The sequence below is a fragment of the Pseudomonas sp. PDM18 genome (assembly GCF_014852585.1).
Taxonomy (GTDB): Bacteria; Pseudomonadota; Gammaproteobacteria; order Pseudomonadales; family Pseudomonadaceae; genus Pseudomonas.
The window spans coordinates 536272-558810 of sequence record NZ_JACVBX010000001.1 but is presented as its reverse complement, the minus strand read 5'-3'; the positions used below and the strand labels follow the sequence as shown (position 1 = coordinate 558810).

Annotated in this window: 32 protein-coding genes and 2 tRNA genes; 16 read left to right on the top strand and 18 right to left on the bottom strand. The window is 61.2% G+C overall.

The window, feature by feature from the left end:
• Positions 1-17 precede the first annotated feature (17 nt).
• The 4 genes from queE (at position 18) to nadA (ending at position 2730) form a co-directional block, all read left to right on the top strand.
• Positions 18-665, top strand: coding sequence for a 7-carboxy-7-deazaguanine synthase QueE (queE, locus tag IB274_RS02700; protein ID WP_192430544.1), 648 nt, complete (start codon positions 18-20; stop codon positions 663-665).
• 20 nt (positions 666-685) lie between these two features.
• Positions 686-1378: a 7-cyano-7-deazaguanine synthase QueC gene (gene queC, locus IB274_RS02695; protein ID WP_192430543.1), complete on the top strand. Its 693-nt coding sequence runs from the start codon at positions 686-688 to the stop codon at positions 1376-1378.
• A 59-nt stretch (positions 1379-1437) separates the two neighbouring features.
• Positions 1438-1513 (top strand) — tRNA-Lys (locus IB274_RS02690).
• 158 nt (positions 1514-1671) lie between these two features.
• Positions 1672-2730, top strand: a complete 1059-nt coding sequence (gene nadA / locus IB274_RS02685; protein WP_192430542.1) for a quinolinate synthase NadA — start codon at positions 1672-1674, stop codon at positions 2728-2730.
• A 62-nt stretch (positions 2731-2792) separates the two neighbouring features.
• Here nadA and IB274_RS02680 read toward each other — a convergent pair whose 3' ends face one another.
• Entirely contained in the window at positions 2793-4229 is a 1437-nt protein-coding gene (locus IB274_RS02680) for a M48 family metalloprotease (RefSeq protein WP_192430541.1), read from the bottom strand.
• A gap of 226 nt (positions 4230-4455) precedes the next feature.
• On the opposite strand from IB274_RS02680, the gene IB274_RS02675 reads away from it, so the two are divergent.
• On the top strand, positions 4456-4707 hold the full coding sequence (locus IB274_RS02675) for a sulfurtransferase TusA family protein (protein WP_192430540.1): 252 nt from the start codon (positions 4456-4458) through the stop codon (positions 4705-4707).
• 54 nt (positions 4708-4761) lie between these two features.
• Positions 4762-5841, top strand: coding sequence for an AI-2E family transporter (locus IB274_RS02670; RefSeq protein WP_192430539.1), 1080 nt, complete (start codon positions 4762-4764; stop codon positions 5839-5841).
• 58 nt (positions 5842-5899) lie between these two features.
• Here IB274_RS02670 and IB274_RS02665 read toward each other — a convergent pair whose 3' ends face one another.
• Together IB274_RS02665 and IB274_RS02660 are read right to left on the bottom strand one after the other, a co-directional pair.
• A complete protein-coding gene (locus IB274_RS02665; RefSeq protein ID WP_192430538.1) occupies positions 5900-6373 on the bottom strand; it encodes a peroxiredoxin in 474 nt (157 codons plus the stop codon).
• Positions 6374-6398: 25 nt separating this feature from the next.
• On the bottom strand, positions 6399-6956 hold the full coding sequence (locus IB274_RS02660; protein WP_081520171.1) for a glycine cleavage system protein R: 558 nt from the start codon (positions 6954-6956) through the stop codon (positions 6399-6401).
• Between the two features lie 171 nt (positions 6957-7127).
• Between IB274_RS02660 and dapA the strand changes: the two genes are divergently transcribed.
• The 6 genes from dapA (at position 7128) to IB274_RS02630 (ending at position 11916) form a co-directional block, all read left to right on the top strand.
• Positions 7128-8006: a 4-hydroxy-tetrahydrodipicolinate synthase gene (gene dapA / locus IB274_RS02655; RefSeq protein WP_045210343.1), complete on the top strand. Its 879-nt coding sequence runs from the start codon at positions 7128-7130 to the stop codon at positions 8004-8006.
• Positions 8007-8019: 13 nt separating this feature from the next.
• Positions 8020-9210, top strand: a complete 1191-nt coding sequence (gene bamC, locus IB274_RS02650) for an outer membrane protein assembly factor BamC (protein ID WP_192430537.1) — start codon at positions 8020-8022, stop codon at positions 9208-9210.
• Positions 9149-9907: an MBL fold metallo-hydrolase gene (locus IB274_RS02645; protein ID WP_081520173.1), complete on the top strand. Its 759-nt coding sequence runs from the start codon at positions 9149-9151 to the stop codon at positions 9905-9907. The genes bamC and IB274_RS02645 overlap by 62 nt, the downstream gene beginning before the upstream one ends.
• A 29-nt stretch (positions 9908-9936) precedes the next feature.
• On the top strand, positions 9937-10647 hold the full coding sequence (gene purC, locus IB274_RS02640; protein ID WP_045210340.1) for a phosphoribosylaminoimidazolesuccinocarboxamide synthase: 711 nt from the start codon (positions 9937-9939) through the stop codon (positions 10645-10647).
• A gap of 95 nt (positions 10648-10742) precedes the next feature.
• Positions 10743-10832: transfer RNA gene (locus tag IB274_RS02635), tRNA-Ser, on the top strand.
• Between the two features lie 109 nt (positions 10833-10941).
• Positions 10942-11916, top strand: a complete 975-nt coding sequence (locus tag IB274_RS02630) for a tyrosine-type recombinase/integrase (protein ID WP_192430536.1) — start codon at positions 10942-10944, stop codon at positions 11914-11916.
• Here the strand turns inward: IB274_RS02630 and IB274_RS29575 are convergent.
• From IB274_RS29575 to IB274_RS02600, 7 genes are all read right to left on the bottom strand, one after another.
• Positions 11913-12158, bottom strand: coding sequence for a hypothetical protein (locus IB274_RS29575; protein ID WP_225614622.1), 246 nt, complete (start codon positions 12156-12158; stop codon positions 11913-11915). The genes IB274_RS02630 and IB274_RS29575 overlap by 4 nt on opposite strands.
• Before the next feature lie 54 nt (positions 12159-12212).
• Entirely contained in the window at positions 12213-12470 is a 258-nt protein-coding gene (locus IB274_RS02625) for a hypothetical protein (RefSeq protein ID WP_192430535.1), read from the bottom strand.
• Positions 12463-13044: a hypothetical protein gene (locus IB274_RS02620; protein ID WP_192430534.1), complete on the bottom strand. Its 582-nt coding sequence runs from the start codon at positions 13042-13044 to the stop codon at positions 12463-12465. Before IB274_RS02620 ends, IB274_RS02625 begins: the two co-directional genes overlap by 8 nt.
• Positions 13037-14224, bottom strand: coding sequence for a hypothetical protein (locus IB274_RS02615; protein ID WP_192430533.1), 1188 nt, complete (start codon positions 14222-14224; stop codon positions 13037-13039). Before IB274_RS02615 ends, IB274_RS02620 begins: the two co-directional genes overlap by 8 nt.
• A gap of 3 nt (positions 14225-14227) precedes the next feature.
• A complete protein-coding gene (locus IB274_RS02610; RefSeq protein WP_054908792.1) occupies positions 14228-14425 on the bottom strand; it encodes a hypothetical protein in 198 nt (65 codons plus the stop codon).
• Positions 14426-14513: 88 nt separating this feature from the next.
• Positions 14514-15011, bottom strand: coding sequence for a hypothetical protein (locus IB274_RS02605; RefSeq protein ID WP_192430532.1), 498 nt, complete (start codon positions 15009-15011; stop codon positions 14514-14516).
• Positions 15008-15328 carry a DUF4406 domain-containing protein gene (locus IB274_RS02600; protein WP_192430531.1) on the bottom strand — a complete coding sequence of 107 codons (321 nt, stop codon included), beginning with the start codon at positions 15326-15328 and terminating at the stop codon, positions 15008-15010. The genes IB274_RS02605 and IB274_RS02600 overlap by 4 nt, the downstream gene beginning before the upstream one ends.
• A 586-nt stretch (positions 15329-15914) precedes the next feature.
• Here IB274_RS02600 and IB274_RS02595 point away from each other — a divergent pair.
• Entirely contained in the window at positions 15915-16196 is a 282-nt protein-coding gene (locus IB274_RS02595; protein WP_192430530.1) for a hypothetical protein, read from the top strand.
• A 62-nt stretch (positions 16197-16258) separates the two neighbouring features.
• Here the strand turns inward: IB274_RS02595 and IB274_RS02590 are convergent, their stop codons facing one another.
• The 6 genes from IB274_RS02590 to IB274_RS02565 all read right to left on the bottom strand — a co-directional run bounded on the left by IB274_RS02590 (position 16259) and on the right by IB274_RS02565 (position 19113).
• Positions 16259-16639 carry a hypothetical protein gene (locus IB274_RS02590; RefSeq protein WP_192430529.1) on the bottom strand — a complete coding sequence of 127 codons (381 nt, stop codon included), beginning with the start codon at positions 16637-16639 and terminating at the stop codon, positions 16259-16261.
• 60 nt (positions 16640-16699) lie between these two features.
• The gene (locus tag IB274_RS29570; RefSeq protein WP_225614621.1) at positions 16700-17197 is read right to left on the bottom strand and encodes a hypothetical protein; all 498 of its coding nucleotides are present in this window, start codon (positions 17195-17197) and stop codon (positions 16700-16702) included.
• On the bottom strand, positions 17197-17712 hold the full coding sequence (locus tag IB274_RS02580) for a hypothetical protein (protein ID WP_192430528.1): 516 nt from the start codon (positions 17710-17712) through the stop codon (positions 17197-17199). The genes IB274_RS29570 and IB274_RS02580 overlap by 1 nt, the downstream gene beginning before the upstream one ends.
• Positions 17712-17972, bottom strand: coding sequence for a hypothetical protein (locus tag IB274_RS02575; RefSeq protein ID WP_192430527.1), 261 nt, complete (start codon positions 17970-17972; stop codon positions 17712-17714). The genes IB274_RS02580 and IB274_RS02575 overlap by 1 nt, the downstream gene beginning before the upstream one ends.
• 17 nt (positions 17973-17989) lie before the next feature.
• Entirely contained in the window at positions 17990-18634 is a 645-nt protein-coding gene (locus IB274_RS02570) for a hypothetical protein (RefSeq protein ID WP_192430526.1), read from the bottom strand.
• A 236-nt stretch (positions 18635-18870) separates the two neighbouring features.
• Entirely contained in the window at positions 18871-19113 is a 243-nt protein-coding gene (locus IB274_RS02565) for a hypothetical protein (RefSeq protein WP_192430525.1), read from the bottom strand.
• An 83-nt stretch (positions 19114-19196) separates the two neighbouring features.
• On the opposite strand from IB274_RS02565, the gene IB274_RS02560 reads away from it, so the two are divergent.
• From IB274_RS02560 to IB274_RS02550, 3 genes are all read left to right on the top strand, one after another.
• A complete protein-coding gene (locus IB274_RS02560) occupies positions 19197-19709 on the top strand; it encodes a hypothetical protein (protein ID WP_192430524.1) in 513 nt (170 codons plus the stop codon).
• The gene (locus IB274_RS02555; RefSeq protein ID WP_192430523.1) at positions 19706-19945 is read left to right on the top strand and encodes a hypothetical protein; all 240 of its coding nucleotides are present in this window, start codon (positions 19706-19708) and stop codon (positions 19943-19945) included. Before IB274_RS02560 ends, IB274_RS02555 begins: the two co-directional genes overlap by 4 nt.
• Before the next feature lie 483 nt (positions 19946-20428).
• Positions 20429-20764, top strand: coding sequence for a DUF1654 domain-containing protein (locus IB274_RS02550; RefSeq protein WP_192430522.1), 336 nt, complete (start codon positions 20429-20431; stop codon positions 20762-20764).
• Positions 20765-20813: 49 nt separating this feature from the next.
• Here IB274_RS02550 and IB274_RS02545 read toward each other — a convergent pair whose 3' ends face one another.
• Positions 20814-21515: an HIRAN domain-containing protein gene (locus IB274_RS02545; RefSeq protein ID WP_192430521.1), complete on the bottom strand. Its 702-nt coding sequence runs from the start codon at positions 21513-21515 to the stop codon at positions 20814-20816.
• Entirely contained in the window at positions 21502-22473 is a 972-nt protein-coding gene (locus IB274_RS02540; protein ID WP_192430520.1) for a hypothetical protein, read from the bottom strand. Before IB274_RS02540 ends, IB274_RS02545 begins: the two co-directional genes overlap by 14 nt.
• Positions 22474-22539: the final 66 nt, after the last annotated feature.

Below are 22539 nucleotides of genomic sequence, written 5' to 3'. Positions count from 1 at the left end.
TCACGCCCGTGGCTGATATGCAACAGACCCTGCGCATTACCGAGATTTTCTACTCGTTGCAGGGGGAAACGCGCACCGCCGGCTTGCCGACCGTGTTCGTACGCCTGACTGGCTGCCCCCTGCGTTGCAACTACTGCGATACCGCCTATGCCTTCAGTGGCGGCGAGATCCAGACCCTCGACGCTATCCTCGATCAGGTTGCTCAGTACCTCCCGCGCTACGTCTGCGTGACCGGCGGCGAGCCTTTGGCACAGCCCAACTGCATCCCGCTGCTCCAGCGCCTGTGTGATGCCGGTTATGAGGTGTCGCTGGAAACCAGTGGTGCACTGGACATCTCCGGCACCGACCGCCGCGTCAGCCGTATCCTCGACTTGAAGACGCCGTGCTCCGGGGAAGTGGTGCGCAATCGCTACGAGAACATCGGCGAGCTGACGTCAAACGATCAGGTGAAGTTCGTCATCTGCTCCCGCGAGGACTATGACTGGGCTGTCTCCAAGCTGATCGAGTACCGCCTGGAGCTGCGCGCCGGGGAGGTGCTGTTCTCGCCCAGTCACCGCGAAGTGAGCGCCCGCGCCCTGGCCGACTGGATCGTCAGCGACAACCTGCCGGTGCGCCTGCAACTGCAGTTGCACAAGATTCTCTGGAACGACGAGCCGGGCCATTGAGCGCGGAGGAAACCCTGTTTATGTCCGTCAACAAGACTGTGAATGACAAGAAAGCCGTGATTCTGCTCTCCGGCGGCCTGGACTCCGCGACCGTGGTCGCCATGGCCAAGGCTGAAGGCTACGACTGCTACACCATGAGCTTCGACTACGGCCAGCGTCACCGCGCCGAGTTGCAGGCGGCCGAGCGGGTCGCTCGCCAGCAGGGCGTGATCGAGCACAAGGTGATCGGCCTGAACCTGAACGGCATCGGCGGCTCCGCCCTGACCGATAGCCGCATCGATGTGCCCGAGGCACCCAGCGAAGGTATCCCGGTCACCTACGTGCCGGCGCGCAATACCGTTTTCCTTTCGCTCGCGCTGGGGTGGGCGGAGGTGCTCGGTGCGCGGGATATCTTCATCGGCGTGAACGCCGTGGATTATTCCGGCTACCCGGATTGTCGTCCCGAGTTCGTCGAGGCTTTCGAGCGCATGGCCAACCTGGCGACCAAGGCCGGTGTGGAGGGCGACGGCTTCCGCATCCAGGCGCCGTTGCAGTTCCTTTCCAAGGCGCAGATCATCGAGGCGGGTATCGCCCGGGGCGTGGACTATAGCCTGACCGTTTCCTGCTATCAGGCTGATGATGACGGGCTGGCGTGCGGTAAATGCGATAGCTGTCGACTGCGTTCCGAGGGCTTTTGGGCCGCGGGAATTTCCGACCCGACGCGGTATTTCTGAAAAAAGTTTTCGAAGGGTGTTGTTTTTGCGTTAGAAATCAGTATTATACGCCCCACGTTGGGTCGTTAGCTCAGTCGGTAGAGCAGTTGGCTTTTAACCAATTGGTCGTAGGTTCGAATCCCACACGACCCACCAACATGTAAGACAAAAGCCCCGTGATCGAAAGATCACGGGGCTTTTGCCATGTGCCGGAAAAAGTCTGCCGTATGGCCATCCACGGTGCACCGCGTCGTAAGGCGGTGGTGATAAAATCGCCGGCATAATCAGACCGTGCCTGTTGAGGTTTTCACACGATGTCCCAGATTTCCGAACGCCTTCTGGTCCAGGCCCATCTGGCAGCCAAGCAGCCGCGGGTGCTGAGCGCGCAGGAAGAGGCCGACTACCGTGCTGCCATCGCTGCCGAGCTGAAGGCGCAGAACGCTGTACTCGTCGCGCACTACTACTGCGACCCGGTGATCCAGGCGCTGGCCGAAGAAACTGGCGGCTGCGTTTCCGACTCGCTGGAAATGGCCCGCTTCGGCAACCAGCATTCGGCGCAGACCGTGGTGGTCGCCGGTGTTCGCTTCATGGGCGAGACCGCGAAGATCCTCAACCCGGAAAAGCGCGTGCTGATGCCGACCCTGGAGGCGACCTGCTCGCTGGACCTGGGCTGCCCGGTGGAAGAGTTCTCCGCTTTCTGCGACCAACATCCCGAGCGCACCGTGGTGGTCTATGCGAATACCTCGGCAGCCGTGAAGGCGCGCGCCGACTGGGTGGTGACCTCCAGCTGCGCCGTGGAAATCGTCGAGCACCTGATGGACAACGGCGAGCCGATCCTCTGGGCGCCGGACCAGCACCTGGGCCGCTATATCCAGCGCGAGACTGGCGCCGACATGCTGCTCTGGGACGGTGCCTGCATCGTTCACGAGGAGTTCAAGGCCAAGCAGCTGGAAGACCTCAAGGCGATCTACCCGGACGCCGCGATCCTGGTGCACCCCGAATCGCCGGAAGCCGTTGTGGACCTGGCCGATGCCGTGGGCTCCACCAGCCAGTTGATCAAGGCCGCGCAAACACTGCCGAACAAACGCTTCATCGTCGCCACCGACCGCGGCATCTTCTACAAGATGCAGCAGCTGTGCCCGGACAAGGAATTCATCGAGGCGCCCACCGCCGGCAACGGCGCTGCCTGCCGCAGCTGTGCGCACTGCCCGTGGATGGCTATGAACACCCTTGAGCGCACCCTGGCGTGCCTGAAGGACGGCTCGGGCGAAATCTTCGTCGACCCGGCGCTGATTCCCAAGGCGATCAAGCCGCTCAAGCGCATGCTCGACTTTACCCAGGCGGCGAAGTTGAAGCTGGCGGGCAATGCCTGATCAGCATGCGTGAATGAAAAAGCCCGGCAGATGCCGGGCTTTTTTGTGGGCGGGAGAGGGGCTCAGCGGCCCATCATTTCCTTGAGTATGCGCTCCTGCTCGCGGAACTCCTGCTGGCGGGCATCCAGGCGCGCGGCCAGGGTGAAGTTGCCGCCGGCGCGGCGCTTGGCGAAGTCCAACTGCTCGATAGCCTGCTTGTAGTCGCCGGTGAGCGCGTAGTACTCCGCTCTGGCCTGGTATACGCCGATGGCGTTGCCGCTCAGGGTGCAGGCGTCCGCCAGGCGGTTCCACACGTCCGGGTCCAGTGGGCGGCGCTGGGACAGCTTGAACAACGTCTTCTCGGCGTCAGCTGCGCGGTTGGTCTTCATCATCAGGTCGGCATTGGCCTGGATCAGCGGGTAGCTGTCCGGGTACTGGCCGAGCATCTTCTGCACCCGCGCCTGGGCGTCGGGCAGCTTGTTGGCGGTGATGTCGAGATCGGACATGGCCAGGTTGTAGCTGATGTCGTTGGGCGCCTTGGCCAGCAACTGCTGGAGGTTGCTGCGGGCGTCGTTGAGCTGGCCGATCTTGGTCTGCGACAGCGCAAGGCCGTAGCGCGCGGCGTCGTTCTTCGGGTCTTCGTCGAGTTGCGCGCGGAACTGCTTGCTGGCCATGCCCGGCGTGTCTTCGAACATCTGCTGGACGCGGGCGCGCATCAGCTCGTAGCGCAGCGAGTCTTCCTTGCCGCCCTTGGGGTACTGCTCGGCGCGGTTGCGGGTGTCGGCGATACGCGATTCGGTGACCGGGTGAGTCAGCAGAAATTCCGGCGGCTTGCCCTCGTAGCGGTACTGGCGGGCCAGGCGCTCGAACATGTTGGGCATGGATCGCGGGTCGTAGCCGGCGCGGACCATGGTGGCAACGCCAACGCGGTCAGCTTCCTGCTCGTTCTGCCGGGAGAAGCGCAGCTGGTTCTGGATGGCCGCGGCCTGGGTGCCGGCGATAGCGGCGATGCCGGCGTCACCGGCGCCTGCTGCGGCGGCGACGATGCCGGCCAGCATGGCGGCCATCACCGGAATCTGCATGCGCTGTTGCGCTTCGATGCCACGGGCGAAGTGACGTTGGCTCAGGTGGCCGAGCTCGTGCGCCAGTACCGCGATGTATTCGCCTTCGGTCTGGGCGTAGATGAACAGGCCGCCGTTGACGCCGACCACGCCGCCGGGGGCGGCGAAGGCGTTGATCTGCTTGTCGCGGATCAGGATGAAGGCCAGGCGGTGGTCTTGCAGTTCGCTGGACTCGGCCAGGCGGTAGACGCTGGACTCGACATAGTCCTTGAGTTGCGGGTCGTTGAGCGTGTCGACCTGGTTGCGCAGCATGCTCAGCCAGGCGCGGCCGAGCTGGAACTCCTGCTCCGGGGAGACGATGGACGAGCTTGCGTCCCCCAGTGAGGGCAGGTCGTCCGCCAGGGCCGGCATGGCGAAGGCGATAGCGAGCGACAGCAGGGCAGGGCGGAGTACTTTCATGTACACGAGGCTCGTTCCGAGAAAGGCTCTACTTTAGCCGCACGCTGACGCCTATGCCTAGTTTGCAGGGAGGAAGTACGGCGCAATTCGAAACGGGTATTTCCGCTCCGTAGCCCTTTCAACCCCCGAGACTGACGATTTCATTCATGCATGGCGACTCTGCAGGGCCTGGTTACTTTTCCAACGCTTTCGGTATTCTTGGGCGCCCTGACCGGAGTTCGTTTCGATGTCCGATTCCACGCCGTCCGTCCCCGTCTGTGACGCGGAGCTGGACGCCAGCGGTCTCAATTGTCCATTGCCGCTGCTCAAGGCCAAGCTCGAGCTGAACCGCCTTCCCAGCGGAGCGGTGCTCAAGGTGATCGCCACCGACGCTGGCTCCCAGCGAGACTTCCGCGTTTTCGCCGATCTTGCCGGGCACTCGTTGCTGCGTGAAGAGGTCGAAGCCGGCGTCTATCGCTACTGGCTGCGCAAGAAGTAGCCCCCGATCGCGGGTTGCCGCGATGTTACCCCATTCGTTTCGCAGGTTTCATTGATGCTCAAGGTTTTGCAGGACTGGATGCAGCGCTATTTCTCCGACGAGGAGGCGATAGTGCTGGCGGTCATTCTCGGGCTGGGATTCACCGTCATCCTGGCCTTTGGCGGGATGCTCGCGCCGGTGCTGGCGGCGATGGTCATCGCCTTCCTGATCCAGGGCATGGTCGGCGTGCTCGAACGCCTGCGCGTGCCGCACCTGTTTGCGGTGTGGCTGGTGTATTCGCTGTTCCTCGGGCTGCTGGCGGTGTTCCTGCTGGTGCTTGTGCCGCTGCTCTGGAAGCAGTTGTTCACCCTGTTCAACGAGCTGCCCGGCATGCTCGGCGAGTGGCAGGCGACGCTGTTGATGCTGCCCGAACGCTACCCGGACATGGTCACCGAAGAGCAGGTGCTGCACACCGTCGAGGCGGCGCGCAACGAACTGGGTCAACTCGGTCAGTGGGCGCTGACCTTCTCGCTGTCGGGGCTGCCGGTGGTGGTTAATATCATGATCTACCTGGTCCTGGTGCCGATCCTGGTGTTCTTCTTCCTTAAGGACCGCCGCCGCTTCTACCACTGGTTCCGCCGCTACCTGCCCCGTGAGCGAGGGTTGATGAAGCAGGTGTGGAACGAGATGAACCAGCAGATCGCCAACTACATCCGTGGCAAGGTCATCGAGATATTCATTACCGGCGTGACGACCTACATCGCCTTCGCGGTACTGGGGCTCAACTACGCGGCGCTGCTCGCGCTGCTGGTCGGCCTCTCGGTGGTGGTGCCTTATATTGGCGCGGTGGTGGTTACTGTGCCGGTGGCGATGATCGCGCTGTTCCAGTGGGGCTGGAGCGATCAGTTCATCTACCTGATGGTTGCCCATGCGATCATCCAGGCGCTCGATGGCAACGTCCTGGTGCCTTTGCTGTTCTCCGAGGCTGTGAACCTGCACCCGGTCGCCATCATCTGTGCGGTGCTGCTGTTTGGCGGGTTGTGGGGCTTCTGGGGGGTGTTCTTCGCCATCCCGCTGGCGACCTTGGTGAAGGCCGTGCTCGACGCCTGGCCGCGGCAACCCGCGCCGCAGCCGCAAGTCAGCCCGTTGATGTGATGAAGCCGGGAAAAGAAAAAGGCCGCTGATAAGCGGCCTTTTTCTTGCGTGCGGTCACTCAGCCCTTGTTCAGTTCCTGGGCGGCAGCGAGCACGGCGTCCACATGGCCGGGCACTTTCACGCCGCGCCATTCCTGGCGCAGCACACCCTTGGCGTCGATCAGGAAGGTGCTGCGGTCCACTCCCATGTATTCCTTGCCGTAGAGCTTCTTCAGCTTGATCACGTCGAACAGCTGGCAGACGGCTTCGTCCTTGTCGCTGATCAGTTCGAAGGGGAAGCACTGCTTGGCCTTGAAGTTCTCGTGGGACTTGATGCCATCGCGGGAGACGCCGAATACCAGGGTGTTGGCCTTGGCGAAGTCCTCGATCTTGTCGCGGAAGCCCTGGCCCTCGGTGGTGCAGCCAGGGGTGCTGTCCTTGGGGTAGAAGTACAGGACGAGCTGCTTGCCCTTGAGTTCGGACAGGCTGAATTCGACGCCGCTGGTGGCCGGGGCCTGGAAATCGGCGACGGGTTTGTTCAGTTCGACTGCCATTGGAATTTTCTCCTTGAGAGCATCCTTACGGATGCTGCGGACGCCAGGGTTCGATCAGCGCGTCCAGGTTCAGCGCATCGGCGAAGTCGAGGAACTGATCGCGCAGCCAGCTGATCTGGGTGCCGGCCGGCAGCGTCACGGTGATGGTGGCGTTGAGCATGCTGGTGTTGGTGTGCGGCGCCTGGTAGGTGTCGCAGGTGAGGTTTTCCAGCTCGATGTTGTGATCGATGAAGAACTGGCATAGCTCGTTGAGGATGTCCGGACGATAGACGGCGCTGACATAGGCCACATAGGGCAGGGCCTGGGCGCGGGTGACGTGGACATTGCTGCGCGTGACGCTGAGGGTGAAGCCGTGACGCTTAGCCAGGGGCGGCAGACCGCCTTCCAGGCGGGCCAGGGCATCCCAGCTGCCGGAGATCTGCAGGATCAGCGCGCTGAACTCGCCGTGACGGGTCAGGCGGCTGCTGACCACCGAGCAGCGGTTGTCGACGCAGGTGCGGCACAGCACGCTGGTCAACTCCATCGGGTTCGGGCCCAGAGCACTGATCAGAAGGAATTGTTCACGAGGGTGAGAGGTGGACATGCAGCTTTCCTGGGAGTGGCGGCCAAGCGGGCCGCATCGACAAAGGAGAAAGGGTAGCGAAAAGCGCCGATGAGGGGAATGTCTGGCCGCTCGCGGGTCGCTGCGTCACCTTGTGCGTGGCCGGTGGCGACAGTACCATTACGGCTTTCTTTTTCCGGCAGGAGCGGTTGCATGATTGCGGGCAGTATGGTGGCGCTGGTCACCCCCTTCGATGCTCAGGGTCGACTGGATTGGGACAGCCTCGCCAAGTTGGTGGACTTCCACCTGCAGGAAGGCACCAATGCCATCGTAGCGGTCGGCACCACGGGTGAATCGGCCACTCTGGACGTGAACGAACACCTGGACGTCATCCGTCGTGTCGTCGACCAGGTCAACGGCCGTATCCCGGTCATCGCCGGCACCGGCGCCAACTCCACCCGCGAGGCTGTCGAGCTGACCGAGGCTGCGAAGTCCGGTGGCGCCGACGCCTGCCTGCTGGTAACCCCGTACTACAACAAGCCGACCCAGGAAGGCCTGTACCAGCACTTCCGCCACATCGCCGAAGCCGTGGCCATCCCGCAGATCCTCTACAACGTGCCGGGCCGCACCGCCTGCGACATGCTGCCCGAGACTGTCGAGCGCCTGTCCAAGGTGCCGAACATCGTCGGCATCAAGGAAGCCACCGGCGACCTGCAGCGCGGCAAGGAAGTGCTGGACCGCGTCGGCAAGGACTTCCTCGTCTATTCCGGTGACGACGCCACCGCCGTCGAGCTGATGCTGATGGGCGGCAAGGGCAACATCTCGGTGACCGCCAACGTCGCCCCGCGCGCCATGAGCGACCTCTGCGCCGCCGCCATGCGTGGCGACGCCGCCGCTGCCCGTGCCATCAACGATCGCCTGATGCCGCTGCACAAGTCGCTGTTCATCGAATCCAACCCCATCCCGGTCAAGTTCGCCCTGCACGAAATGGGGCTGATTCCAGAGGGCATCCGCCTGCCTCTGACCTGGCTCAGCCCGCGCTGCCACGAACCGCTGCGTCAGGCCATGCGCCAGACCGGCGTCCTGGCTTAAGGAGCTCCCTCGCATGAAGCGACTGGCAGGACTGACTGCGCTCGCCCTGGTTATCGGCAACACCTCCGGCTGCGGCTGGCTGTGGGGCCCGGAAGGCTACTTCCGCGACCGTGGCGACGACTACCTCAACGCCCGCGAAACCGCACCGATGAAGGTGCCCGAGGGCATGCAGAGCAAGCAGCTCGACCCGCTGCTGCCGATTCCGATGAACGTCGCCACCAGCACCGAGAAGGAAGGCGAGTTCGAAGTGCCGCGTCCGCAGCCGCTGTCCGGCGCCGGCGAAGTCAGCGACTTCAGCCTGCAGAAGAGCGGCGACTCGCGCTGGCTGGTTGCCCAGCGTCCGCCGGCCGAAGTCTGGCCGGTCGCTCACCAGTTCTTCCAGGACAACGGCTTCTCCATCGCCAACGAACGTCCGCAGACTGGCGAATTCAGCACCAACTGGCAGCCGCTGTCGCAGCTCTCCGCGCCCCTGGCGCGTCGCCTGAGCAGCCGTGTGTCGGGCGTCGAGCCTGACAGCGAAGCGCGCGTTCGTGTGCGCATCGAGCCCGGCGTGCAGACCAACACCAGTGAAGTCTACGTGCTGAGCGAAACCCGCCCGGCCGGCAGCACCGCCACTGGCGATTGGCCGACCAAGCCGGCCGTGCCGAGCCTGGACGCCGCGCTGCTCGACGAAATGATCGCCAGCATGGCCACCAGCGCCGAGAAGGGCGGCTCCGTCTCCCTGCTCGCCGCGCACTCGGACTACGACACCCCCGGTGCCGTCCAGCTGACCAAGGACGGCAGCGGCAACCCGGTGCTGACCGTCGACTCCGATTTCGACCGTGCCTGGGTCAGCGTCGGCCGTGCGCTGGATCGTGCCGACATCCGTGTCGACGACCTCAACCGCAGCCTGGGCGTGTACTACGTCAACATCGCCGAAGGCGCGAAGAAGAAGGACGAAGACAAGCCTGGCTTCTTCAGCCGCCTGTTCGGCGGTGGCGAGAAGACCAAGGAAGAAGAGGACGCCAAGGCCCAGCGCTACCAGGTTCGCCTGACCAGCGTGAGCAACACCGTCCAGATCACCGTCGACAAAGACATCAACACCTCCGCACCGGCTGACGTGGCGCAGGGTGTGTTGGAAAAACTCCAGGAGAGTATGCGGAATGCACTTCGCGGTCCTGGGGAGCGGAAGCCGGGGCAATTCGGCCTTGGTGAGCAGTTCTGACACCCGGATACTGATTGATTGCGGCTTCCCGCTGCGTGAAACCATCCGCCGTCTGGCACGCCTGGGCGTGGAGCCCGGGCAGCTGGACGCGGTACTGGTGACGCACGAGCACTCCGATCACATCAACGGCGTCGAACTGCTGGCCCGGCACCATCGAATACCCGTGTACCTCAGCGCCGGCACCCTGCAGGGAATGCGCAAGCCGGTGACCCCGGCGGGGCTGCTCAAATGCGGCGACCGCCTGGTACTGAAAGACCTGGAAGTCACTGCAGTGAGCGTCTCCCACGATGCGCGGGAGCCCCTGCAGTACGTGTTTTCCGATGGCCGGAAGCGCTTTGGCCAGCTCACCGATCTGGGAGCCGCCACGGCGCAGGTGCTGGAATGCTATCGTGGCCTCGATGCGTTGATCATCGAAGCGAATCACGATACCGACATGCTGGCCCGCGGTCCGTATCCCTACCCACTCAAGGTCCGCGTAGGCGGCCAGTGGGGACATTTGAACAACCGGCAGGCCGCCGAACTCGTGGCCCAGCTGGGCTGGGAAAGCTTGCAGCACCTGGTGCTGGCGCATCTCAGCGAAAAGAACAACTCGCCGCAGCTGGCCCGGCAAAGCTTCGTCGACACCCTCGGGTGCGACCCGGACTGGCTGCAGGTAGCCGATCAGCATTCTGGACTCGACTGGCGCACCATCGCCTGAGCCCACCCCCTAAGCAAGCGGAGCCCATCATGGAAAAACGCGAAGAACTCTATCGCGGCAAGGCCAAGTCGGTTTACACCACCGATGACGCCGACCGCCTCGTCCTGCTGTTCCGCAACGACACCTCGGCGTTCGACGGCAAGCGTATCGAGCAGCTCGATCGCAAGGGCATGGTGAACAACAAGTTCAACGCCTTCATCATGCAGAAGCTCGAAGCCGCCGGCATCCCGACCCAGTTCGACGCCCTGCTGTCGGACAACGAAGTCCTGGTCAAGAAGCTCGCCATGATTCCGGTCGAGTGCGTCGTGCGCAACTACGCCGCCGGCAGCCTGGTGCGCCGCCTGGGCGTGGAAGAGGGCCTGCAGCTCACTCCGCCGACCTTCGAACTGTTCCTGAAGAACGACGCCCTGGGCGACCCGTTCATCAACGAATCCCACGTCCAGGCCTTCGGCTGGGCGACCCTGGAGCAACTGGCCGAAATGAAGGCCTACTCCTTCAAGGTCAACGAAGTGCTGAACAAGCTGTTCGACGACGCCGGCCTGCTGCTGGTGGACTTCAAGCTCGAGTTCGGCCTGTTCCACGGCAAGATCGTCCTGGGCGACGAATTCAGCCCGGACGGCTGCCGCCTGTGGGACAAGGAGACTCGCAAGAAGATGGATAAGGACCGCTTCCGCCAGGGCCTGGGCGACGTCATCGAAGCCTACGAAGAAGTGGCCCACCGCCTCGGCGTACCGCTCTGATTCCACCAGTGCACGCAAGCGTCTGATACCACGCGAAAAAATCCTGAATAAGGGCTTCGCCTTCAGGCTTCAAGCTGGTATCATGCGCGCCGCACGGAGAGATGCCGGAGTGGCCGAACGGGACGGATTCGAAATCCGTTGAACTGGCAACAGTTCCTAGGGTTCAAATCCCTATCTCTCCGCCATATATAAGGGCTCCAGAGGTTTTCGCCTCTGGGGCCCTTTTCTTTTGGGGGAATTTTGGGGGAATGACTTTGCGTGACATTCCCCCATTCCCCCACTAGAGTTCGCCGCATGGCGTACTACGAAAAGCGCGGCAGCGCCTGGCGGGCGCAGATTCGCCGCAAAGGACACCCCACTCTTACTGCAACCTTCGATACCAAGGCAGAAGCCCAGCGCTGGGCGGCCGAGATCGAGGGCGACATGTCGCGCTCGCGCTTCGTCGACACCAGGGCAGCGATGCGGACAACGCTCGGCAAGGCCCTGAAGCAATATCAGGAGGAGGTGACCGAGCACAAGAAGGGCGCCGCCCAGGAGCGAGTTCGGATTGCGCGCTGGCTCGAGCATCCGCTGGCCGACAAGGCGCTGGGGGAGATCACGCCGTCCGACCTGGCCGAGTATCGAGACGAGCGCTTAAAGTCTGGTGCCGCGCCGTCTACCGTCCGTCTGAATATGGCAGTCATCAGCCATCTCTACACCATCGCCGCTAAGGAATGGCGCCTGGAAGGGCTGACGAATCCTTGCAAGAACCTGCGCATGCCGAAGAACAGCAAGGGACGCGATCGCAGGCCTACCACCAAGGAACTGCGCAAGGTCTATGAGGAGGCTGCGAAGCTGCATCCCGAGCTGCCGGTAATCATCGAGTTGGCGGCCGATACCGCGATGCGCCGTTCTGAGCTTCTGCTGCTGCGCCGAGAGCAGGTGCGCGAGAAGGTGGCGATCCTGGAGGACACGAAGAACGGAGAGCGCCGGACTGTGCCTCTGTCCTCGAGGGCTCGAGAGCTGTTCAAGTCGTTGCCCGCCAGAATCGATGGCAAGGTTTTCAGCTTGGCCCCGGACACCGTGAGCAATTACTTCGCCAAGACCTGCCAGGCGGCAGGGGTTCAAGGCCTGACATTCCACGACCTGCGCCACGAAGCCACCTCCCGACTCTTTGAGCGGGGCTTCTCGATGATGGAGGTAGCGTCGATCACAGGTCACAAGACCCTGGCCATGCTCAAGCGCTACACCCACCTTTCCCCGCATGACCTGGCCGACAAGCTCGGCTAGCTCGCCTTCAGCAGCTTCGGCGGTTCCCGCCGAGGCCTTCCCACCTTCGGAGCCTTGTGCTCTCCCGCCTCGTATTCGCGCAGGAACGTGCGCACAGTCTCCAGCCTCCAGCACACCCTCACCCCTTGTTTGAAGTAGGGCGGCAGCCAGTCCGGTCGCGCCTGGATTGCACTGCGGATAGACGATTCGGTTCGCCCGAGCAGCTTTGCCAACTCGGGGATATGGATAATTTCCGGTTCCATAGGCAATGCCTCATCACGCCGGCTGGCGCCGGCGGGTTCAGTGTTGGGGTGTAGTCATGCCTTCGCGGTGTGCTTTAGCAGCGATCGCAGCTCTTCGAGGCCTTCTCTAATTTTTCGCTCGCCGAGCTCGTTGAAAGGCTTCGCGTGCCTGTCCCATATCCGCCAGGTCATCTCGATGTCCTCGAGCAGACGGCGCGGCACCAGCACTTGGTCGGCGGGGATTGCTGCCTCATCCCGGCAACCGCCATATGGAGCGCACATCCCAGGCGTCTGACAGCGCATCATGGTCTTGCGGCAGATAAGATCACTCATGCTCCTTCCCCTCGCCGAGCGCATCGCTCAGTTCGTAGACGATCTCTTCGACGTACCGCAGGTGTTTATGCTCGCGGATAGCTTCAAGGCATCGCAGCAGAAGCCCCTCGCTCACCGCCTTGCCGTTGAGGCGCGCCAGTTCGTCGAGGCAGTCATTGAAACCACGGACGCAGCCGTCCGAATGCTCGCTGTCGCCGTCGTCATGCTGTGCACGATCAGGGATCACTACCACCCTTGCGCGCAGGGCTTCCAGGTCGCGCCTCAGTTGCTCGACCTCGCTCTGCCGGTGCTTGGTGCCCATACGGCGACCCTCGTCGTAGCCAGTCTGGTAGCTGTTGGCATCGGAGCGTAGGGCTGCGACTTCCTCCCGCGCCGCATCGCGTTCGCGCTCAAGCTCAGCAATGCCAGCCGAAAGATAGCCGTCAAGCGCCTTCTCTAGATGGCCGTCCTTTTTAGGACTGCCGACTGGCGCGCCTACTGCTTTATTGCTGGTCCACTTCCTGCGAGTCAGAAGGCCTGACTCGCTGTCGTAGACGAACATATCCAGGACATCGGAATCGGAGAGGTCAGGCATCGTTCTCTCCCTGCGCCGGCGCGGCGGCGAGCATGGCCTTGGCCGCTTCAACTGCTGCATAGGTCTGGTTGTAAACGTGGACCGATGGCGCGCGGGTCTGCACCAAGGCGCCACACTCAAAGAGCAGGTGATCCGCCCATTTGATCGCTTCGCGAAGAGCATCCGGCACCTGCCCAGCCTGGGCGACCGGGTCATCAGGGAAATTCTCGGCAAGCTTCTGACGTTCGTTGTAGAGCTTGAACCAAGCTTCCAGCTCCGCCACCCTGGCCTGGGTGGCGTCGCGCTCTACGATCAGCTCGTTGTTGCGGCGAGTCAGGTCAACGTAGGTGCTCCGAACTCGCTCTTTCCAGGCAGCCTGAATCCGCTTGTGCTGGGCTACGGTCATCAGGGGTTCGCAGGTATAGACGCCTTTCTCATCGTGAACCATGTAGCCGCTGATCTGATCGTCACGCATCCGCTGGATATGGTTAGGATCGCAGTAGCCCACCACCTCCGGTCGCTCCAGCTCCGGCGCCGGGGAGGGTTGCGCCAGGGCGACGCGGGCCTTCTCTGATTGAATGCGCAGGTAGTCATCGTCCTTGAGCATTGCAGACAGAGCGAACTGCAATCCTTCTTCGGTGATGGTGTCGCCTTCGCAGTGGTCGATCAGGTAGCCAGGGAAGCAGGACCAATCAATGCCGTCATCGAAGGCTGACCAATCCTCCCGCTCCCCCTGCGCGCCCTCTGCCTGCTCGGGGTGCTGTGCCGTGTCGTCGAGGAAGATCGCACCTTCCTCCGGGCATTCGCTGTGGTAGGCGTACAGGCCGGCCACCGGGAAGTCGTCATCCTTGGCGTGCAGTTCGATCACCAGGTTTTCGCCGAGCTGCTCGGCGCTGTTGTCCGGTGCGAGGAACTCCAGCGCGTTTCGCAGCTGGTGGCCGTTGATGATCACACCCAGCGAGTCGCGCTTGTAGGCAGGCCAAGTCGCAACCTCGGCTGCGCACTCGCTCAGATGCCGGCGGAATTCAGCGCGCTGCTCGTCCTGCTTTGAGGCGAGGAAGGCGGTCACCTTGTGCCACCAGCCCTCGCTGTGTCCGTGCTGTTCATACTCCCGTAGCAGCTCCAGAGGTGTGTTCCAATTGCACTGGGCAGCAGTGTGCCCTCCCGCACCGCAAAGGGTGCAGGCTTGTTGTTCGGTCATGGTTCAGCCCTCTACGGGGTATTGGATGGTGCCGCGCTCGCCCTGGCGGGAGTCGATTGCGGCCTGGATAAGCTGGCGGCCCAGCGCGTGGGCCTGGTCGGGATCGAGTTCGGCGCCGAGTCGTGGCAGGCCGTCGATCAACAGGTACGGCTTCCCGTCGCGGCCCTGGCGGTGCTCGACGGTCAGTTGGATGGCTTGCATGGTGCTCGCTCCTGGAGGACAGGCCTGCAGCGCAGGCAGTCGCATTCGGGGATGGGGCGGAGGGTGCGGCGGCAGAAGGTGGGGCGGGTCATGCTGTGAGCCTCGCGCGCCACCGCAGACTCTCCTGCCTCCGCTCTTCTTGCTGGCGCTTCTGTTCCGCGGCGTAGCCCTCGATCGCGCGGAGCATGGCCGGCGTACTGCGCGGGTACTTCGGCGGAATGCCGTCCTTCCAGCTCTCGTTCCCGTCGTCGTCCCAGTCAGTGGCACCCCACATGATTTCGTCGATCACGTTCCGCTCGGCGTGCGCCCAGGCGTTCGCGCTGTCGTACTCGGTGCCGCATTCGGTATGGCTCGACCACCACACCCCAGGAGTGCCCCTCAGCACGCGCATGTCACCCATGCGGTGGCGATCGCGCGGCCGGTCGAACGTGTAGCGCTCATTTCGATGCGAAGGCTTGCGGCTGGCGCCGGCGGGTGCGTATTCGGTGGATTCGTACCGATCTGTCTCCGTATACAGCTCGCCTTCGTGGTACAGACCCATGGCAACCACGCGCTTGCTCAGCTTCTTCAGGATGCGGGGATTCATGCTGCGGTCCTTGCGGGCTCGGTGATCTGGCTGGCGGTGAACACCTGCATGCCCAGTTCACTGGCGACGTGGTACTCGAGGCGGGCGCCCTTGGACTTGTCCCAGCCCGGCAGCAGGGCGATCGCCTCGCAGGTGATCAGCTTCTGCAGGTCCAGGCGCAGGTAGTCGGCCCACTCGAAGCCGTCGATCACGCCGTGGTCGGCCGGGTTCTCGACGTGGTAGCCGAGTTGACGCAGGCGCGCGGCCTCGGCGTGGAAGGCCGGGTAGTTGAACTCCGGCAGGCCGGTCATGGGGCCGGCGAGGTAAATTCTGGACATGACAAATCCTTTCGCCTGATGGCGCCTTGATGATTTGAGGATTGCTCGTCGCTATCACGGCAACTCCAGCCAAGCTGAAGCCGCTTTGGAGGCGTGATTGACTCGTTTAGGGGGAGGAGGCCAAAGGCCTGAGATATCTGTGGCGGGGCAGTGAAAGCTGAGGCAAAAGGGGAGAAATTCCCCTTCGGTAAATCTGTAACTTCTCGCTCTTTCGTCCTTTACACACCAAAGAACGAACTATCCTTGAATGCAGGTCCGAGGGGCGCAGAAATAAAAGGCCCCCAGGTGGTTGCAACACCTGAGGGCCCAAATGAGTAAGGCCATAGGAGACATCACTCATGCCCAAGCATAGGCGCTGCGTATGCAGCTGCAAGTACCTTTTCAAGAACCTCGCATTGGTCGGTCTGATCCTCATGTCGTCGGGGCAGACAGCTGATCCACCACAGCAACCCTACTGCGCAATCCAGCGCGCCTGATCCTCCATAAGCCCGGTACTGCCGGGCTTTTTTGTGCTGTAGTGGCGCAATGGCATGGAGTGGGGTAGGTTCGGATGGCCCGGCATGGGGCCGGATCAAGGAGTGATGAGATGCAGCGCACTGGCGTTTTCTATGATTTTGAGGCGAAGTACCCAACTGCTGATGTGCACGAACTGGAAGGCAACGGCCGAGTCTGCGAGATCAGAATCGGCATGCTTTATGACATCGTGGAAGAGGTCTTCGTGGGCATGTACCTAGAGGATGGCTCCTGCCGGTTTGAGGAGCGCATCCAAGAACCAGCTCTCCGTGCAGCAGCGGGCTCGATCCGGGTATTCCCAGAAACCGCGCTCGCCATTGCTAAGGAAAGAGTCGGTGGCTGGCTAGACAAGTAACTGCGCCATCAGCCTCCGCCCAATCCACCGCACCACGGGAATAGCCTTGCTGTTCCCGTTTCTCAGTCGTCCTCAGTAACCGAAGCGCAGCCGCTGTCCAGGTTGCGCAGATCCTGAATGAAGATTGTGTTCGTGCCGTCTGTTACCGACCAGTTGGGAAGTTCCAGATGTCGGAAGGTGCCGCAGAAGTGTCGATAAGCGCCCAGGGCGGCGCGACGGAATGACTTGGCTGCCACCTTGCCAACTGGCAAGTCTTTACCCCCCCCTGTCAGGCGGAGCTCGTAGACATTCAAGTCGGCGATGCGCTTGGCTGCTGCGCGGATGGTGCTTGGCGCACAGCGAAACTCTTCCGCCACTTCGCTGACCGTCTTGCCGGCGAGGGCATCAACGATCGATTGGTCACGGCCTGGATTGCGCAGGCCTGCGTAGATGACTGCTTGCATTGGGTTTCTCCAGGTAGAGCGCCGCCGCGCCGCAGGTGCAGCGGATGGCGTGGTGATGGGTTACTGGTCCTGCTGGTCGAGTCGCGCGGCTTCTTGCCGGCCGAGCCTTTCTAGCTGTCGCGCCACGAAATCCGATGGCGTGAAATCGTGGCGCGGAATGGCGAGGAGGGGAGCGGAGCCTTCTGGGCCCAGGTCATGCGCATGCATGATCAGCAGCTCTATCGCCTCGCCCTGTTCCTCGATGCCGTTCCAGCCTTGCAGTTCTGCAAGCTGTCGCCGAGGCCCAGGTCGAAGCCGGTGCCGAAGGTCTTCATCGAAGCTGGCGCCTTCTGGAATCCGCTCGCGGAAGAAATCAGCGGAGGCAATTTCTCCAACGGCGTGCGCATTCATGACAAGGAGCTGTATCGCCTCGCTCTGTTCGGGCAGGCCGTGCCAGCGCATCAGGTTCTCCAGCATGGAGCGGGTACCGCGGCGCACCCGGTGGCGCAGCTCGGTCTCGTCCAGGCGCTGGCGCTTCTCGGCGGAGGCCTTGCTGCGTTCCTTCTGGGACTTGGCCATTACTGATACCTCTTCAATGGAATGCCGTTCTCACGCGCGATCCGGCTGACGTTCCCGGCGCTGATGCCAAGGAGCTCCCCGCAGGCCCTCGTCCCAAGGTGTGCATACTCGGCGACCTTGGGTGCCAGTTCGTCGCGCTTGGCCTTCGCCTTGAGCGAGGTCTTCTCGTTGGCCGCCTGGCGATGGTCCTGGTTGTTCTTCTGGAACTTGATCTGGTGCTCAAAGCAGAGGCAGACGAACATCATCTGGCTGATGCCGATGGCTTCGCGTGCAGCCTTCTGCGTCGAACCCTCGGCCGCGAAAGCGCGGATCTTGCAAACGAGCGCTTCTTCCTCCTCGGCGGTCATCCGATGCGACTTCGGCCGAGTGCGTGGGCGCTTCAGCGGCTTGGGCGAGCGCGGGATTTCGCGCCGGGGGCGGATAGGTGCCGTGCCGGTAAAGCCGTCCACCTGCAGCACTTCCCCGCCAGCCTTCAGGAAAGCGCTTACGGCGCCGTCCAACTCGGTGCTGTCCATCAGCCTTCCGCTCCTATGTCATCGCGCTTGCGGATCGTCAGGATATCGGCGTAGGCCAGGGCCTCAGCATGGGAGCGGCGGAACCCTGCAGCCTTTTCGGTGGCGGTGTCGATGATGTGGAAGAAGCCGCGACCGGTGGGGCGGATCTGGTAGGCAGGCTTCTCCACCACCACGGTGCGGCGCTCTTCGAAGGCGGCGCGTGCGGCGGCAGTAAGCGGGAGCAGCTCGGCCAGCTGCGGGCGAATGTTCAGCTGTTGCATGGCGATCTCCAGGAGGATCAATCCTCGTCTGATTCAGGCTCCCAGCGCTTCACCTGGATGGCGAAGGCCTTCCACTTCTCACGATCCGCCTCGGCCATCTCATCCCACTTACCGGCTTCGTCGCGACCGATGATCTGGCCACCCTTCATCAGGACTGCTCCGCAGTTGGAGCCGATGTCCTCGTCCGCGTAGCGGATTTCGATCAGCGCATCCGGGTGGAGCTCGCTCAGCTTCAGCAGTACCAGCTCGGGGAAGTTCCAGGCGGTATCGAATCTGAGCAGCTCATCTTCGAGGGCGATGGCCTGGTCGCAGGCGTTCCACTTCGTTCCCCAGCAGCTGCGCCCGAAGTCAATCGAGTGCATGTGGCCGGTCTTGCGATGGTTACGGAGCAGGGTGACGAACTGCTCGAAGCTCTCATCGCCGAGGTCCTGAACCTTGGCGCGGGCGCGGTTGCCCATTTGCAGGCTGCGGATCAGCGGGTGCTCGTCGAGCGGGAGATCGAGCACCTTCTCGGCGCAGGTCTCCGCATCACCGAAAACGCCGTTCAGGAGCTCACCCTCGAAAGGGATCACTCGGTTGAAGTCGATCTTGCCGTCGGCATTGATCATCGATTCGAGAACCTGGCGCGGAGCGCTGATCTCGTTGGTGACCCAGTTGGGCATGGCGGTGTCCTCGGTTGGGTTGGCTTCCTTTGGGCAGCACTCCAGCGCGCGGCTATGCGCCGGTGGGCGCCGCGGAGGAGTGCTCTCGAAAGGGATCAGGTAGGGAAGGTGGAAAGCCCAGTTAGGGCCTGGGCTTTCCTGTGCTCACGTCCGCCTTATGTCGGTGAGCGTTTCGCGGCTCGCCCGGTTTGTTGCCGAACTACCAGGGCTGTCGGTTACATGGCTGCGTCCTCCTGCTATCCACCCGCGGGAACGGCACGGGCGCCATTGGTCCATTCCTCGCCGGCGCGCTGGGCGTCATCGAGGCTTTCGAAGTTGTCGGTGTCAGGGGTGAGGCCACAGCCTGGCTGCCAGCGACTCAGCACATGCAGGGCGCGGGAGTAGCTGCTGACTGTGGCCCAGCGCGCAGCACCTGGAGTGCCGAGACGGCTGACGTGCTGGAAGGGCTGCGTCCAGGCCTGGGCATTGGTTCCTTGCATGGTCATTTCCTCGTTTTGGCGCCCATGGCCTTAGCTCTCCCGCTGGCGTAATCTCGAGCCGGGAAGGAAATCGAGGCATTGGAATGTCTGAGCGCAGTGATGAAGCGTGGCGAAGACTCAAGGACGATCTGCTGAAGGCCCTTGAAGGTCCGCCAAAGAAGGAAAAAAAGAAGAAGGTCGCGATGAGCTCAGCCGACTACCTGAAGCGGCTTTCGGAGATCAATCGCACTTTCGAGAACCCTGGGCGATTGCCGTCTGACTCCTCAGCGCCGCTCGATAAAGCCGCGCGCCGTGCCATCAAGAAGGCTGAGAAGGCCGCGAAGGCAGCACAAGAGAAAGAAACGAAGTCCGCCGAGGCTGTTCGTGCTGCGACTGAAACCCTCCGGCGACGCATGCTCTCACCCGTGCTTCGCTGCCCCGATTGCAAGATGGAGCTACCCCGAATCGAGGGGGAGGTGAATCTGCCAAGGCTCTGTAGAAGTTGTGAAAGTCGCGCCGAGGCTTTGGCCTCTGGATTCAGGTCAAAGACTCGTACGGAGTATTCGGAAATCGAGGTGGTCCCCGGTGGCGCGCCAGGATCAGGGAAGCGCAAATGACCAAGAACAAGTCGAACGAAACGCATTTGGAGCTTATTGCGCGCTTGAAGCGAAATCTCGCGAGCCTCTATGTGCGTTTAGAGTCTTGTCCTTCTGGCCGTGGTGGCGGCCTTGTCCTTGAAATACAGGCGCTAGAGGCACGTATAAAGCGCGAAGAAATTCACGCACTATCCGGCTATCGCACCCCGCGGCGCCCTGTACCAGGTGGCGCACCAGGATCGAACCGTCGTAAATGATCCACTGTCCAGATCGCCCTGATACAAGGTGATCTGGAGAGCGGCCGGCACGCGCATTACGTGCCGGTATCTCTCTTGCTCTTGCACAGGCTGCGGTCGCTTTCCCGCTGCGGCGTTCACGGTGCCCTGGGCGCAATCCTCAGTAGCCGTTCCGTTACTCCTCGCAAAACCACCTCATCGGTGATTCCTCGCTGAGTCTTCCTGTGCCCGGCACGGAGTGTTGTCCGCTGCCGCCTACCGTTGCGCGGTAGGTCCGCTGGCTATGCATCTGCCAGCTAGGCGATCTGCGTTGTTAAAGAGCGCGGCTCTGTGGCCTGGCGCCGTAATACGCTGGCGTTGGATAAACAATACGAACACGTATTGAGCATGTCAATACGTATACGTATCGAAATTTGCAGGACGTCGGAAGTCTGGAAACCGGTTGAAGGGCGATTCGTTTCTGAATACTGTATGTGCATACAGTATTGGCAAGGAGCTATGGCAATGACGAAGCAAGCAGTCTCAGCATCCAAGGGAAGCAGCATCCATGAGCTGGACCGACTGCGCCTGCGGATCTCGGCGATGGTGGGTAGCCCGAAGGCTCAGGCGGATCGGCGCGCGGTTATCTGGCGCCTGGACAGCGACACGGACGAGGCGTGGAGCCAGGTGATGGATGAGCTGTCGGAGACTGACGGCCTGGTCGTTACCAAGCTCGAGGACGGAACTGCGGTTCTGGAGTGGCAGACTTCATGCGAGGAGAGCGAGATGGGGGGCAAGGAGATTGCTGAGGCGGAGATAGGGGGGATGCAGAGGGCTCATGAGGAGACGGCTCCATTTTAGGCGGGCCGGATGAGGTCGGGCGCCGACGCATAGTCGGCGCCCGAATTATCTACTTTGTTCTGCACTTTACATGCACAAGTACTTGTATCTTGCTTTGCTTGACTTGTGCTTTAAGGATTTTTCCGGAAATAGTCATGGTTTCTAGGAGGTGCCTGAATCCCTTTGTAAGCGCCTTGTTCAAGTATCCAATCAGTTGAGCGTTACAGTAGATAGCTATGGCGCTGCTGTCGTGAATATTTTCTGGATCTCGTTCGAACTGTACTGGTGCTTCTTCCTCTGGAAGATTTTTAGGTGTTACGTGATAACTCGCACCAGATACATCAAATATTAAGTCCGCAGGTCCGGAAATTTCCGAATAGTCAGGGCAGAGCTCAAAGCTGTCACTTTCTAGTCTGGCTCCCGTATATCCAAGAAGAGCCATTTCTGATCCGGAAAAGTTTTCAGGAAGACCATACTGCGAAAGATATTTGCCGAAGTCCGCACGCTTTCTGGGGGGGAGTCGCTTGGTGAATACATCAAGCACATCCATAAACGGCTCAGAGGAGTTCATGGTAAACGCCGGGTATCCAATGAATCCCTCCAGCTTTGCCAGCCTGAAATCTTCTGTGGACTTAGTGTATCTGAAGCAAAAGTGACTGCCGTCTTTGTATATTTCGCCGACGACGCGGCGATGCCTTGGAGAGTCATCACGTAGGTGGTGCCACACCAGAAGCAGGCGAGACGGCTCGAATGTATGATTAATGGTTGCCATTTAATGTGTCCATAATCATTTCTAATCTGCGTAATGTTAGTCTAACTATAAAATCTGCTCTGTCTTTGGTAAGTCTAGCATCTTTAGGCATCGGGAGGTCAACAAGTTTTGTCATTACGACAGAGAACTGTTCGATATCAAATTGCTTCAGCCTAAGTTGCAGTAGGTGCCTGACATCGGCGTTGTGTTTTGAGATAAATTGCATTGACTCTATATGGCCAATCTGGGTCAGATTATCCATTGCGTAGCGGAAGTGGTGGGTCCCTTTTTTAATGAAATTATCAAGCCTTGTGTTGTCCCATTGCAGGAACTTTCTGGCGATAATTTGGTATCCTAGACTTGTTCCGTTATCAAACCATGGGGCGAATTTTAGCTGGACTCTGTATGGCTCGTTTTTTCTTCTTGCAACACTCTTTGAGTACGGTAGAGTGTTTAGAAGATATCCCCAATTCTCTTGATGCCTATCGGTGTTTCCGATTAGGGAGTCAAAAAGCATCATTGACCAGAAGTCATATATCTGGTCTTTTCCGATAAAGGTTTCGTTAAGTTCTTGGGCAGTCAGTAGGTTGTGCTGAGTGCCTTTTTCTTTGTCGAATCCTTTGATGTCGCGATAAAAGAAATGGCCCGCCGCGTAGAATACATCTTCATTGGGTTCGTAGAACCACTCGCTCAATGATCCGCACTCTCCTGTCATTCTGTCAAAGCCGGCATGTGCCGGAGGGACAGGGACATCTAATAGAAGCCCTATCTGATAGGCAATGAGTTCTGACCAGAACTGCTCTGGATATTTTGGGTCCGAGAGTTTGAACATGTATTGCCACGAAGGCCGTATTATCTCCTGCAGGGGCTCCGCGGGAGATATAACGATTCTTTTGGGGCGCGCACCTTCAGGGTACGCCTCAGAGAACTCAACATGTCGCCCCCACTCTGAAATGTCAATTGGGTTTAGCTGGATCATTCTCGTCTTGATTTATTAATGTGACGGGATATTGAGTGGCCATGGTTTGAGGTTTTTAACAGCATG